The sequence below is a fragment of the Tepidimonas taiwanensis genome (genome assembly GCF_020162115.1).
GTDB classification, from domain to species: domain Bacteria; phylum Pseudomonadota; class Gammaproteobacteria; order Burkholderiales; family Burkholderiaceae_C; genus Tepidimonas; species Tepidimonas taiwanensis.
On sequence record NZ_CP083911.1, the window covers coordinates 380,661 to 394,289 of the forward strand.

General features: G+C 66.8%; 10 protein-coding genes and 1 tRNA gene. 7 read left to right on the plus strand and 4 right to left on the minus strand.

The window, feature by feature from the left end; all coding sequences use genetic code 11:
- Positions 1-18: 18 nt before the first annotated feature.
- Positions 19-918, minus strand: coding sequence for an RNA-guided endonuclease InsQ/TnpB family protein (locus LCC91_RS01790; RefSeq protein ID WP_224440992.1), 900 nt, complete (start codon positions 916-918; stop codon positions 19-21).
- 320 nt (positions 919-1,238) lie between these two features.
- On the opposite strand from LCC91_RS01790, the gene LCC91_RS01795 reads away from it, so the two are divergent.
- Positions 1,239-2,735, plus strand: a complete 1,497-nt coding sequence (locus LCC91_RS01795; protein WP_224440884.1) for an IS5 family transposase — start codon at positions 1,239-1,241, stop codon at positions 2,733-2,735.
- Positions 2,736-2,746: 11 nt separating this feature from the next.
- Here the strand turns inward: LCC91_RS01795 and LCC91_RS01800 are convergent, their stop codons facing one another.
- Complete coding sequence (locus LCC91_RS01800; RefSeq protein WP_224440993.1) at positions 2,747-3,742, minus strand: IS481 family transposase; 996 nt, start codon at positions 3,740-3,742, stop codon at positions 2,747-2,749.
- A gap of 583 nt (positions 3,743-4,325) precedes the next feature.
- On the opposite strand from LCC91_RS01800, the gene LCC91_RS01805 reads away from it, so the two are divergent.
- Entirely contained in the window at positions 4,326-5,822 is a 1,497-nt protein-coding gene (locus LCC91_RS01805) for an IS5 family transposase (RefSeq protein ID WP_224440884.1), read from the plus strand.
- A 110-nt stretch (positions 5,823-5,932) separates the two neighbouring features.
- On the opposite strand, the gene LCC91_RS01810 is transcribed toward LCC91_RS01805, so the two are convergent.
- Positions 5,933-6,247 carry a hypothetical protein gene (locus LCC91_RS01810; protein ID WP_143898658.1) on the minus strand — a complete coding sequence of 105 codons (315 nt, stop codon included), beginning with the start codon at positions 6,245-6,247 and terminating at the stop codon, positions 5,933-5,935.
- 246 nt (positions 6,248-6,493) lie between these two features.
- On the opposite strand from LCC91_RS01810, the gene LCC91_RS01815 reads away from it, so the two are divergent.
- Positions 6,494-7,453 carry an IS481 family transposase gene (locus tag LCC91_RS01815; RefSeq protein ID WP_224440890.1) on the plus strand — a complete coding sequence of 320 codons (960 nt, stop codon included), beginning with the start codon at positions 6,494-6,496 and terminating at the stop codon, positions 7,451-7,453.
- A gap of 180 nt (positions 7,454-7,633) precedes the next feature.
- On the opposite strand, the gene LCC91_RS01820 is transcribed toward LCC91_RS01815, so the two are convergent.
- Positions 7,634-7,723: transfer RNA gene (locus LCC91_RS01820), tRNA-Ser, on the minus strand.
- 355 nt (positions 7,724-8,078) lie between these two features.
- Here LCC91_RS01820 and dinG point away from each other — a divergent pair.
- The 4 genes from dinG to LCC91_RS01840 are packed head-to-tail and all read left to right on the plus strand — an operon-like array spanning position 8,079 to position 13,578.
- On the plus strand, positions 8,079-10,247 hold the full coding sequence (gene dinG / locus LCC91_RS01825; RefSeq protein WP_043699381.1) for an ATP-dependent DNA helicase DinG: 2,169 nt from the start codon (positions 8,079-8,081) through the stop codon (positions 10,245-10,247).
- Positions 10,220-11,101, plus strand: a complete 882-nt coding sequence (locus LCC91_RS01830) for a hydroxypyruvate isomerase family protein (protein WP_058616439.1) — start codon at positions 10,220-10,222, stop codon at positions 11,099-11,101. Before dinG ends, LCC91_RS01830 begins: the two co-directional genes overlap by 28 nt.
- Entirely contained in the window at positions 11,098-12,423 is a 1,326-nt protein-coding gene (locus tag LCC91_RS01835; RefSeq protein ID WP_143897530.1) for a glycerate kinase type-2 family protein, read from the plus strand. Before LCC91_RS01830 ends, LCC91_RS01835 begins: the two co-directional genes overlap by 4 nt.
- A gap of 36 nt (positions 12,424-12,459) precedes the next feature.
- The gene (locus LCC91_RS01840) at positions 12,460-13,578 is read left to right on the plus strand and encodes a PA0069 family radical SAM protein (protein WP_143897528.1); all 1,119 of its coding nucleotides are present in this window, start codon (positions 12,460-12,462) and stop codon (positions 13,576-13,578) included.
- Positions 13,579-13,629: the final 51 nt, after the last annotated feature.

Below are 13,629 nucleotides of genomic sequence, written 5' to 3' on the forward strand. Positions count from 1 at the left end.
TGAATATTTCAGGGGCGACTACTGCAGCTGCCGCCGAAACTCACCAAAGCCCATATCGGCAATGGAGCGGGCCAGGTGGCGGTTGCGCACCATGCCTCGGACGCTGAGGTCTTCGATGCCGATGGTGTGAAACCGCCGAGTCAGCTCCGCCGTGAGCTTGTGCAGCGCGTCGCGCCGGATGTTGGCGATTCTCGCGTGCAACCGGGCGAGCTTGGCTTTCGCTTTGACCCAGTTGCGCGAGCCTTTGCGCTTGCGGCTCAGGCGCTTGCCCAATTGGCGCAGCCGCCGCAAGAGCGACTGCAAGGGCTTGGGCCCTTCGATTTTCTCTCCTGTGGAGAGCGTCGCCAGCGCCGACACCCCCAGATCCACGCCGACGGCGCCTTGGTTTTCGGCGGGGCGTTTGGGTTGGCAATCGGTGTCGATCGCAATGCTGGCGAACCAGCGGCCGGCTTCGCGGGAGATGGTGGCCGAGACGATGTGGCCCTCAAAGCGCAACGCCTCGCGCATACGCACCCAGCCGAGATTGGGAATGCGTATGCGGCAGCCGTCGATGTCGAACTGGTCGTTGGCAAGCGTAAAGCGATCGTGCGTGCCTTTTTTGCGAAACTGCGGATAGCGTGCGCGCCCGGCGAAGAAGTTCTTGAACGCTTCGCCCAGTTGGATGATGGCCATTTGCGGGGCGCACTTGGTGACCTCGAGCATCCAAGGAAAGCGCTCGCGCTTGATGGCGTTGAGTTGCCGACGCAGTGCTGCTTGCGAGGGCTTGGGCAGGGTGTTGTCGGCCTTCCAGGCCTCGTACTGGCGTTTCCATTCAGCGAGCGCCCAGTTGTAGGCGAACCGCGCCACGCCCGCGGCCTTGGCAAAATAGGTCGCCTGCACGTTATTCGGATCGAGCGCGATTTTGTGGGCGATCAGCATGATGGCGCTTTTGGGCCCCGCAGTGTTTGCGGGAAAGCGTTGCAGAACATGCAAAAAATTGTAGAGCAAAAAGCAAAAACGCGCAAGTGTTGGTCAAGCAGTTCGAGCCCTCGCGGGTTGCCGATTTTCAAGTTTACCCCAGCTCGTTTTGGCGTAGCTAGAACCAGCTTTATTTAGCCATAACAGCCTTTGCGAATCAACGACTTAGTCGCCCCTGAAATATTCATAACAGCATGATTTTTCTTGTGTTATTGTCTGTTTGCGAGTACAATTTCCCCCAGATTTGATGGTCTGATGCGCCGTTTTCTGGGAGTTTTGCGATGTTTGCCTGCCCCGCCACCGAGGACTTCTTCCGCGCCCGGCTCGATCAGATGATCGACCTGCGCCATCCGCTGGCGGTGTTGTCCTCACGCATGCCGTGGCAGGAGTTGGAAGCAAGGCTGTCGCACCTGTTCATGCGCAAAGCGCGCGCAGGTGTCGCGATGCCCGATCTGGACCTCTTTGGCGAATCTCCGGTGCGCGCAGCTCGGGCGTCCAACGCAGGCCGACCCCGCGTGCCGCTGCGCGTGATGATCGCGCTGCTGTATCTGAAGCACGCCTTCAACGAGTCGGACGAAGGGGTGGTCGAGCGCTGGGGCGAAACCCCCACATGGCAGTTCTTCTCGGGGCGGGCGTACTTTGAACATCGCCGGCCGTGCGACGCCACGACGCTGGTGAAGTTTCGCCGGCTGCTGGGCGAAGAAGGCGTGGAAGAACTCTTGGCGCAGACCATCAACGTGGCGGTGGAAACCGGACTCATCAAGCCGCAGGAACTCAAGCGCGTGGTGGTGGACACCACCGTACAACCCAAGGCGGTGGCGCACCCCACCGACAGCCGGCTGCTGGAGACGGCACGCACCAAGCTGGTGGAGGCGGCCAAGGCCGCCGGCATCGCCTTGAAGCAGACCTTTGCCAAGGAAGGCAAGGAGCTGGCCCGCAAGGCAGGACGCTATGCGCACGCGCGGCAGTTTGCGCGCATGCGCCGGGTCATCAAGCGCCAGCGCACGATCGTGGCCAGGCTGCAGCGCGAGATCGAGCGCAAGGCCAGCCGCCTGGGGCAGGCCATCCAGAGTGCTCTTGGCCACACCCTCAACAAGGCGGCGCGTCTGGTGGCGCAGACTGCCAACCGAAAGACCGCCGACGGGACTCGAAAGCTCTACGCCTGGCACGCGCCGGAGGTGGAGTGCATCAACAAGGGCAAGGCCCGCTGCCCTTACGAGTTCGGCGTCAAGGTCGGCATTGCCAGCACCCTGAAGCACAGCCTCATCGTCGCAGCCCGGGCCTTCCATGGCAACCCCTACGACGGGCACACGCTGCAAGCGCAGCTGGAGCAGGCCACGATCCTGATGCAGGACACTGGCATCAAGCCCAGCACAGCGTTTGCCGATCTGGGCTACCGCGGGGTGGAAGCCGACATTGCGGATGTGCGCCTGGTGCACCGCGGCAAGATCAAGCGCCTCACGCAGCAGGAGCGCAAGCTGCTCAAGCGCCGCCAGGCCATCGAGCCGGTCATCGGGCACTTGAAGCAGGATCACCGCATGGACAGGTGCCACCTCAAGGGCGAGCAGGGTGACCGGCTGCACGCGGTGCTGTGCGCGGCGGGCTACAACATCCGCTGGCTGCTGCGCATGATCACGAAGAAGGGCGTGCCCTTCTTGAGGCGAGCTTTTTTGCGCCTCATTGCGGCCGTGCGCCTCATCGGCCGGTGGCTCGCCCAGCGGCGGCCAACCGAGTCCAGTGGCGCCAACCCTGCCCAGCTGCGGCTAAGGGCGGCGTGAAAATGAATTTTTCAGGGACGACGACTTATCGTCGTTGCGCGTTTGGCGTAGCTGTCACATCCCGGATGATCATATGGCCGTTTTTGGAACAGATGCGGGTGTGACGTGTACCACTGTTTCATGGCCTGCATGGGCGTGAGACCCTTGAGTGCGGCCTGGGGCAGCTGGTGGTTGTAAAGCCAAGCATAGCGCAGCAGGGTCTTCTCGAGATCCTCGCCGCTGATGAAGTGGTGGCTGCGCAGCACCTCCTCGATGCGGCCGTTGAAGCGCTCTACCATCCCGTTGGTCTGGGGGCGTCGCACGCGCGTGGTGCGGTGCTCGATGCCGAGTGCCTCGCACAGGCTCTCGAAGGCGTGGGTGGCACTGGGCTGCCCCAGCAGCCGTGCGGTGAACTCCTTGCCATTGTCTGTGAGGATCTTGTTGATCTTGATCGGGCACGCCGTGAGCAGCGACTTGAGGAAGGCGCGCGCGTTTCTCGCGCTCTTGGAGGCGTACAGGGCAATGAAGACCCAGCGCGTGGCACGGTCGATGGCCACAAAGAGGTAGCGCCGCCGCGTCTCATCGGCCATTTGCGGCAGGTACTTCACGTCGATATGAATGAAGCCCGGCTCGTAAGCGGCAAAGGGCTGATGTGCGGGTTTGGGCACCTGGGGCTTGAGGGATCGCAGCGACCCCACGCCGTGGCGTCGCAAGCAGCGATCCAGTCCCGAGCGCGACACGTCAGGACAGACGAACTCGCGCATGACCGACAGCAGATCATCCAGCGGCAGCAGCAGCGTCTTGCGCAGCTCCACTGCAATGGCCTCCTGCGCCGGGGTCATGGTGGTACGCAGCCGGTGCGGGGTGTGGGAGCGATCCAGAAAATCCTCGCGGCGCTTCCACTTGTACACCGTCATGAGCGAAACGCCGTAACGCTCAGCCAACACCGCAGCCGGCTCATCCGACAGCGCGATCTCGCGCCGTATGGCTGGCGTTGTACGCGCCAGGGCATGCAGCTTGATGTTCATGAGGGCATCTCCCGATGATGGTCGTCAACGCCTTGACCCGCTGCCCAGCAGCTCGCGCAGAACGCTTACCGCCAGCAGGTACGCATGGCGTGATGGCACTATCCAATCATCCGGGATGCGACACGTAGCTAGGGCGTCCCGGTTCCGGCGCTTCACCTGATCGCGTTCCACGAATCAGGCGCTACTTGGGCACAGCTCAACAGCGATAATGCTGCAAGTGTTTGATATTTTTAACTGTTTAGAGGCTTCAACGCTTGTTTACTGCGCAGTGGACGCAAGTGCGGACGTATCGACGTTGTGCGCCTTGAGGAAGGCTTAGATGGTCTCGACTACAGTTCGGGCCTTGAACACGATGCCGAGGTCAATCATTTCCTGCTGTTGCGCCATCGGCTGCACCTGCGTCGGAATTGGCACAGGGACAATCTGGTTTAGGTGCGTGCGGAAGAAAACAGCAGCAATGACCCCAACGAGTCGCCCCTGAAATATTCATAACAGCATGATTTTTCTTGTGTTATTGTCTGTTTGCGAGTACAATTTCCCCCAGATTTGATGGTCTGATGCGCCGTTTTCTGGGAGTTTTGCGATGTTTGCCTGCCCCGCCACCGAGGACTTCTTCCGCGCCCGGCTCGATCAGATGATCGACCTGCGCCATCCGCTGGCGGTGTTGTCCTCACGCATGCCGTGGCAGGAGTTGGAAGCAAGGCTGTCGCACCTGTTCATGCGCAAAGCGCGCGCAGGTGTCGCGATGCCCGATCTGGACCTCTTTGGCGAATCTCCGGTGCGCGCAGCTCGGGCGTCCAACGCAGGCCGACCCCGCGTGCCGCTGCGCGTGATGATCGCGCTGCTGTATCTGAAGCACGCCTTCAACGAGTCGGACGAAGGGGTGGTCGAGCGCTGGGGCGAAACCCCCACATGGCAGTTCTTCTCGGGGCGGGCGTACTTTGAACATCGCCGGCCGTGCGACGCCACGACGCTGGTGAAGTTTCGCCGGCTGCTGGGCGAAGAAGGCGTGGAAGAACTCTTGGCGCAGACCATCAACGTGGCGGTGGAAACCGGACTCATCAAGCCGCAGGAACTCAAGCGCGTGGTGGTGGACACCACCGTACAACCCAAGGCGGTGGCGCACCCCACCGACAGCCGGCTGCTGGAGACGGCACGCACCAAGCTGGTGGAGGCGGCCAAGGCCGCCGGCATCGCCTTGAAGCAGACCTTTGCCAAGGAAGGCAAGGAGCTGGCCCGCAAGGCAGGACGCTATGCGCACGCGCGGCAGTTTGCGCGCATGCGCCGGGTCATCAAGCGCCAGCGCACGATCGTGGCCAGGCTGCAGCGCGAGATCGAGCGCAAGGCCAGCCGCCTGGGGCAGGCCATCCAGAGTGCTCTTGGCCACACCCTCAACAAGGCGGCGCGTCTGGTGGCGCAGACTGCCAACCGAAAGACCGCCGACGGGACTCGAAAGCTCTACGCCTGGCACGCGCCGGAGGTGGAGTGCATCAACAAGGGCAAGGCCCGCTGCCCTTACGAGTTCGGCGTCAAGGTCGGCATTGCCAGCACCCTGAAGCACAGCCTCATCGTCGCAGCCCGGGCCTTCCATGGCAACCCCTACGACGGGCACACGCTGCAAGCGCAGCTGGAGCAGGCCACGATCCTGATGCAGGACACTGGCATCAAGCCCAGCACAGCGTTTGCCGATCTGGGCTACCGCGGGGTGGAAGCCGACATTGCGGATGTGCGCCTGGTGCACCGCGGCAAGATCAAGCGCCTCACGCAGCAGGAGCGCAAGCTGCTCAAGCGCCGCCAGGCCATCGAGCCGGTCATCGGGCACTTGAAGCAGGATCACCGCATGGACAGGTGCCACCTCAAGGGCGAGCAGGGTGACCGGCTGCACGCGGTGCTGTGCGCGGCGGGCTACAACATCCGCTGGCTGCTGCGCATGATCACGAAGAAGGGCGTGCCCTTCTTGAGGCGAGCTTTTTTGCGCCTCATTGCGGCCGTGCGCCTCATCGGCCGGTGGCTCGCCCAGCGGCGGCCAACCGAGTCCAGTGGCGCCAACCCTGCCCAGCTGCGGCTAAGGGCGGCGTGAAAATGAATTTTTCAGGGACGACCAACGAAGTGAAGGCGGGAGCCGACGACAAGGCCACCGTTCTTTGTTGCGAATGAACCTTGGTTGAGGATGAATACGGGACTTCCGCTCTATCCGCCGAAAACGGACGCATCAATAAGAAAGCGAGGCGAGCCTTCAAAGTCCACCTCAATTGGACTGGCGGTTGTGCCCCGTCGGGCTACCGGCAGCAGGTTCTTGCTATCCCACACGCCGTTCGGGTAGCCGATAAAGGTCACCGGCTCGATTGCATCCAACTCCCGAGTCTGCTCCTCGGTGGGAATCATGCTCGTTTCTACGGCGCGGAAAAACAGATTGGTGCCGTGTTGCTGCTTCACAAATTCGAGCAATGGCGCCAGCGGACAGATCGCAATATCGACGTTTGGGTCAGGATGACCAAACCACATATCCGGCCAGTCCTGCGGGCCGACTTTGAGGGTAAAACCATTTCCTTACGTGGGCTGACCGTCCTTCTGCTTAAAGAAAGAAAAGCGCCCCTCACGCATGCCCATGACAACGTGTTTGTTAGTTGTCGCATCCCGGATGATTGGATAGTGCCATCACGCCATGCGTACCTGCTGGCGGTAAGCGTTCTGCGCGAGCTGCTGGGCAGCGGGTCAAGGCGTTGACGACCATCATCGGGAGATGCCCTCATGAACATCAAGCTGCATGCCCTGGCGCGTACAACGCCAGCCATACGGCGCGAGATCGCGCTGTCGGATGAGCCGGCTGCGGTGTTGGCTGAGCGTTACGGCGTTTCGCTCATGACGGTGTACAAGTGGAAGCGCCGCGAGGATTTTCTGGATCGCTCCCACACCCCGCACCGGCTGCGTACCACCATGACCCCGGCGCAGGAGGCCATTGCAGTGGAGCTGCGCAAGACGCTGCTGCTGCCGCTGGATGATCTGCTGTCGGTCATGCGCGAGTTCGTCTGTCCTGACGTGTCGCGCTCGGGACTGGATCGCTGCTTGCGACGCCACGGCGTGGGGTCGCTGCGATCCCTCAAGCCCCAGGTGCCCAAACCCGCACATCAGCCCTTTGCCGCTTACGAGCCGGGCTTCATTCATATCGACGTGAAGTACCTGCCGCAAATGGCCGATGAGACGCGGCGGCGCTACCTCTTTGTGGCCATCGACCGTGCCACGCGCTGGGTCTTCATTGCCCTGTACGCCTCCAAGAGCGCGAGAAACGCGCGCGCCTTCCTCAAGTCGCTGCTCACGGCGTGCCCGATCAAGATCAACAAGATCCTCACAGACAATGGCAAGGAGTTCACCGCACGGCTGCTGGGGCAGCCCAGTGCCACCCACGCCTTCGAGAGCCTGTGCGAGGCACTCGGCATCGAGCACCGCACCACGCGCGTGCGACGCCCCCAGACCAACGGGATGGTAGAGCGCTTCAACGGCCGCATCGAGGAGGTGCTGCGCAGCCACCACTTCATCAGCGGCGAGGATCTCGAGAAGACCCTGCTGCGCTATGCTTGGCTTTACAACCACCAGCTGCCCCAGGCCGCACTCAAGGGTCTCACGCCCATGCAGGCCATGAAACAGTGGTACACGTCACACCCGCATCTGTTCCAAAAACGGCCATATGATCATCCGGGATGTGACAGTTAGTGACGACGAACAGCGCCTGCTTGTCGCCTCCGAACTTGTGACCGAAGAAGAACCCGGTGCCTGCACCTTGCGCGCCATCCGCCGTGACCGTGTCGATTCTCACCGTGCTGAAGAAAAGTTGTTCGGCGATGGTCTTGGGCTGCATGAAGTCCCCTATAGCGGCATTGCGCCCCGTAGTGATGGCGGTGGGTCAGGGATTCGAACCCTGGAAGGGGTTGCCCCCTTGCTAGTTTTCAAGACTAGTGCCTTCAACCGCTCGGCCAACCCACCTTGTTTCGTTAAGTGCTAAGAATCTGCTAAACAGTACCTCGTTGGAACACAAGCAGAACGCGATAACACGTTGTTTTTATTCCTTTTTCGACAAATCCCTGGTCGAGAGACCACCAGCTTTCAAGACCGGTGCAATCGACCACTCTGCCACGCTTCCGTTGCGCGCGCATTGTAAGCCGGGACACGGGGGTCGCGAGGAGACCGGTTCCCCGGCGGATCGGGGCCGGCCACCTGGGGCACGGACGGCGGACGCCGGTCCGGAATGCAGACGGCGATGTCGGGAAAGGCGCTCAGTCGTGAATGCGCTGGTCCGGATCATCGGGGGTAACCGATGGCTGTGTCACACTCTGGCCCCATGAACGAGACGGAGGAACGGGTCGCGCAGGCGATGGCCGCGTTCGATGCGGTGATCGACGGCGGCGCCTTGCGCCCGCGATCGGGCCAGCGCGCGATGGCGCAGCGGGTGGCCGAGACGCTGGCGCCCGTGACCCTGGGCAGACCCGAGGGGGATGCGGCGGCGATCACGCGGCGCATCGCCGTGATCCAGGCCGGCACGGGCGTGGGCAAGTCGCTGGCGTATCTGGTGCCGGCGATCATGCTCGCCCAGGCGCGGCAGACGCGGGTCGTGGTGTCCACCGCGACTGTGGCGCTGCAGGAGCAGCTGGTGCACCAGGACTTGCCCGCGCTGGCGCGGCGGTTGCCGGTGCCGTTTCGCTTTGCACTGGCCAAGGGGCGCGGCCGGTACGTGTGTCGCCTGAAGCTGGAGCGCTGGCTCACCGACCCGCAGGCCGAGACGGAACCGGTCGAGGAGGACGACGATCTGTTCGCCGCCGCCGCGCAGGCGGATCGCTTGGCTTGGCTGCGCGCGCGGGCGGACGATCTCGCGCACGGGCGCTGGGATGGCGACCGCGACAGCCTGCCCGAGCCGCCGCAGGCCGCGTGGTGGGGGGCGATCGCGGCCGAGGCATCGTCCTGCACCGCGCGGCACTGCCCGGTGTACGGCGGTTGTGTCTATTTCGAGCAGCGCAAGGCCCTCGTGGGCGCGCAGGTGATCGTCGTCAACCACGACTTGTTGCTCTCCACGCTCGGATCGCGCCAGTTGCCGGAGCTGGACCAGTGTCTGTTGGTGCTGGACGAGGCGCACCACCTGCCCGCGATCGCGTTGGAGCAGTTTGCGCGGCGCACGGGGCTGACACGGCTGGCGTGGATCGACCAGCTCGCCAGCCGCTCGCTCAAGGCCGCGGCCGAGGTCGAAGTGGACGCGGTGGCCGACGTGCCGGGGGCGGCGGCGCGGCTGCGCCACGCGCTGCAGGAGGTGGGGCGGCTGGTCGTCCAGACATGGGGGGCACAGTTGCGCGAGATGGCTGATGACGCAGAACCGCTGCGGATTCGCCTGTCCGGCGGTGTATTGCCCGACGGGTTCGCGGCACCGCTGCAGGCCGCAGTGGACGCGAGCGGGGCGTTTCTGGCGGCGCTGCGCGCGATCGGGGATGCGTTGCGGGCCGCGCTGCGCGAGCGGCCGGACGAGGCCAAGCGCCTGTCCCAGCTCTACGCGCAGCTGGGCACGCTCGCCCCACGGCTGGAGGCGGCGCACGACACCGCCCGCTGGCTGCTGCACACGCCCGCCGATGGGCAGGCGCCGCTGGCCAAGTGGTTCACCCTGTGGGCGGGTACACCGGACAGCACGGTGGACACGGTGCGCGTGCAGGCGCACGCCAGCCCCATCCAGCCGGGTGGGCTGCTGCGCAGCCAGCTTTGGAGCGGTGTGCGCGGCGCGATCCTGACCTCGGCCACGCTGACCAGCGGTGGGCGGTTCGACTTCTTTTTGCGCGAGGTGGGGCTGGCCGACGATGCCGACGTGCAGACATTGGAGGCGGCAAGCCCCTTCGACCACGCGACGCAGGGACGGCTGGTGCTGGCAGGCGTCGGGGTCGATCCGCGCCACGCGGCGGCGTACCAGCAGGCGGTGCAGGCGGCGCTGCTGCGCGACCTGCCGACGGTGCGGCACGGGGCGCTGGTGCTGTTCACGTCGCGCGCGCACCTGCAACGGGTGGCCGCGGCACTGCCCGCCGCGTGGCGCGACCGGGTGCTGGTGCAGGGGACGCTGCCGCGGCAGCGGCTGCTCGCGCGCCACCGCGAGCGTGTGGCGGCGGGGCAGCCGTCGATCCTGTTCGGCTTGCAGTCTTTTGGCGAGGGGTTGGATCTGCCCGGACGGCTGTGTGAGGACCTGTTCATCACCAAACTGCCGTTTGCACCGCCGGACGATCCCGTGGCCGAGGCGCGCGCGGAGTGGTTGCGCGCGCAGCGGCGCGACCCGTTCATGGAGCTGGTCGTGCCCGCGGCGGCGATCCGGCTGGCACAGTGGATCGGCCGCGCGATCCGCACCGAGGACGACCGCGCGCGCATCGTATGCTACGACCCGCGCCTGACCACGACCCCTTACGGGCGCTGGATGTTGCAGGGGTTGCCACCGTATACGCGCGAGGTGCTGGCGTCATGCCCGCTGGATACGATGACTGCCTGACGGCGCGGGCTGCGTTGCGGCTCGCCGCCAACGTGAGCCTGTTGTTTGCCGATCGGCCGCTGCTGCAGCGCGTCGCGGCGGCGGCGGCCGCCGGCTTTACGGCGGTGGAATGTCAGTTCCCCTATGAGGCGCCGGCCGCGGCGTGGGCGGCCGAGCTGCGCCGGCACGGCGTGCGGCTGGTGCTGCACAACCTGCCAGCCGGCGACTGGGCCGCGGGGGAGCGGGGCATCGCCTGCCATCCGGACCGGGTGGCCGAATTCCGCGCGGGCATCGCGCGCGCGCTGGACTACGCGACGACGCTGGCCGTGCCGCAGCTGAATGTGATTGCGGGCGTGGTGCCGCCGGGCGTGGCGCGCGGCGTGGCGCTGGCGACGCTCGTGGACAACCTCCGGGTCGCGGCCGAGGCGTGCGCGGCCGCGGGTATCGGGCTGCGGCTGGAGCCGATCAACTCGCTCGACATCCCGGGGTTTTTGGTCGATACGGTGGATGTGGCGCTCGAAGTGCTGCGCCGGGTCGATCACCCCGCGCTGCAGCTGCAGTTCGACGTCTACCACGTGGCGCGCATGGGCGGCGACCCGGTGGCGCTGTGGCGGCGGCATCACGCCGTGGTGGGGCACGTGCAGTGGGCCGATGCGCCGGGGCGGCACGAGCCGCTCACCGGGGCCATCGACTTTGCCGCGCTTGCCGACGCGATGTGCGAAACCGGCTGGACGGGTTGGATCGGCGCGGAATATCTTCCGGCGGATGCGGCCTCCGGTGGCACGGAGCGTGGATTGGGCTGGATCGAGCGCCTGGGGCTACACCGTGCGGCCGACCCCGGGCGTGCTGGTGCTGGGGAGGGTTGCAAGCGATGATGGTTTCCGACCGCGACGACCCCCGCGCCGTGCTGGCGCACCTCTATCACACCGCGGTGGCGCGCGCGCAGCCCGCGCAGCAGCTCGCGGCGCACCTGCCGCCCCCGCCGCGCGGGCGCACCATTGTGGTGGGCGCTGGCAAGGCCGCGGGGGCGATGGCACACGCGCTGGAAGCCGCTTGGCCCGCGGACGCGCCCCTGGCCGGCTGCGTCGTCACGCGCTACGGTCACACGCCACCGCGCCCGCCGGGCGTGCCAGCGCGCCTGGACATCCTGGAGGCCGCGCACCCGGTGCCGGACGCCGCGGGCGAGGCGGCGGCGGCGCGGTTGCTCGCGTCGGTGCAGGGGTTGACGAAAGACGATCTTGTCGTTGCGCTCATCTCCGGCGGCGGTTCGGCGCTGCTGGCGCTGCCCGTGCCGGGGCTGACGCTGGCGGACCTGCAGGCGGTCACGCGGGCGCTGCTGGCCAGCGGCGCGTCGATCGGCGAGATGAACGTGGTGCGCAAGCACCTCTCGCGCATCCAGGGCGGGCGGCTGGCGCTGGCGGCTGCGCCAGCGCCGGTGTGGACACTGGCGATCAGCGACGTGCCCGGCGACGACCCGGCCGTGATCGCCAGCGGCCCGACGGTGGCCGACGCCAGCACCGACGCCGACGCGCTCGCGGTGTTGGACCGCTACGGCATCGCGCTGCCCCCCGCGGTGCGCGCGGACCTCGCGGCCGGGCGGCACGAGACGCCCAAGCCCGACCACCCGCGCTGGGCGGCGTGTACGGTGCGGCTGATCGCCGCCCCGCACGACGCGCTGCAGGCCGCCGCGGCCGAGGCCGAGCGGCTGGGCTGGCGCGCGTACGTGCTGGGCGACGCGATCGAGGGCGAGTCGCGCGAGGTCGCCAAGGTGCACGCGGCGCTGGCCCGCTATGCGCGGCAGGGGCGGGGACCGTTTCGGCCGCCGTGCGTGATCCTCTCCGGCGGGGAGACGACGGTGACCGTGCGGTCCGATCCGCACGCCCCGAGCGGCCAGCGGCCGCGCGGCGGGCGGGCGGCGGAGTTTGCGCTGGCCCTGGCGCAAGCGCTGGAGGGTGATGGCGGCGTGTGGGCGCTGGCGGCGGACACCGACGGCATCGACGGCACCGAGGACAATGCCGGCGCCTTCGTGGCCCCGGATACGCTGGCGCGCGCCGCACGCCTCGGGCTGTCGGCGCGGGCATATTTGGACCGGCACGACAGCTACGGCTTCTTTGCGGCGCTGGGGGAGCTGTTCGTGACCGGGCCGACGCACACCAACGTCAACGATTTCCGCGCGCTGCTGCTGCGCGGCGACTGACGCGGGCACCGGATGCGCGACGCCCAGGGGGCCACGATGACGCCACCACCCGCCAGCACCCCCGGTCCGCTGCGCGGGCGTGGCAGTGCCGAGCGGCTGGCGCACCGCTTTCAGCACGAGGTGCGCCAGCCGTTCGACGACGGCTGGCCCATTGAGTCCGACGCACCGCTGCCCCCGCGCACCCAGGTGCGCTGGGAGGAGGCGCGCAGCGCGCTGTCGTGGAACGATTCGCCCGACATCGGCTTCGACCGTTCACTCAACCCGTACCGCGGCTGCGAGCACGGCTGCGCGTACTGCTACGCGCGGCCCACGCACGCCTACCTAGACCTCTCTCCCGGACTGGATTTCGAGACCGTCATCATCGCCCGGCGCGGACTGGATGCGCGTCTGCGCGAGGAGCTGGCCAAGCCCGGCTACTTGCCGGCGCCGGTCGCGATTGGCAGCGTGACGGACGCGTACCAGCCGGTGGAGCGGGAGCTGCGCCTGACGCGCGCGGTGCTCACGGTGCTGCACGAGACCGCGCATCCGTGGGTGCTGGTGACCAAGGGGTCGGGCGTGGAGCGCGACCTGGACCTGATCGCCCCGATGGCGCGCGACGGGCTGTGCGCGGTGTACGTGACGATCACGACGCTGGACGCCGATCTGGCACGGCGGCTGGAGCCGCGCGCGGCCGCCCCGTGGCGGCGGCTGCGCACGATCCGCACCCTGGCCGACGCGGGGGTGCCGGTGGGCGTGAGCGTCGCGCCGCAGATTCCCTTTTTGAACGACGACCTGGAGCAGGTGCTGGCGGCCGCGGCCGAGGCCGGCGCGACGCGGGCGTTCTACACCGTGCTGCGCCTGCCGTGGGAGGTGCGCACGCTGTTTGCACAGTGGCTGCGCGCGCACTACCCCGAGCGCGCACAGCGCGTGCTGGCGCGTGTGCGCGACCTGCACGGCGGGCGCGAGTACGACGCCGCGTTCGGCGAGCGCATGACGGGGCGCGGCGTGTGGGCCGACCTGTGGCGGCAGCGCTTTGCGCAGGCGTGCCGCCGCCACGGCCTCCATCGGGAGTCCGTGCCGCTGGCGACGGGTCGCTTTCGCCCGCCGGCGCAGGCCAGCGGCCGCGGGCGCGGTGCGGCCCCACCCAATGCGGCGCAGCTCACGCTGTTCGACTGAATCCGCCGCGACCCGTTAACATCCGCTCCTTTGCCGACGCCCACACCCCGC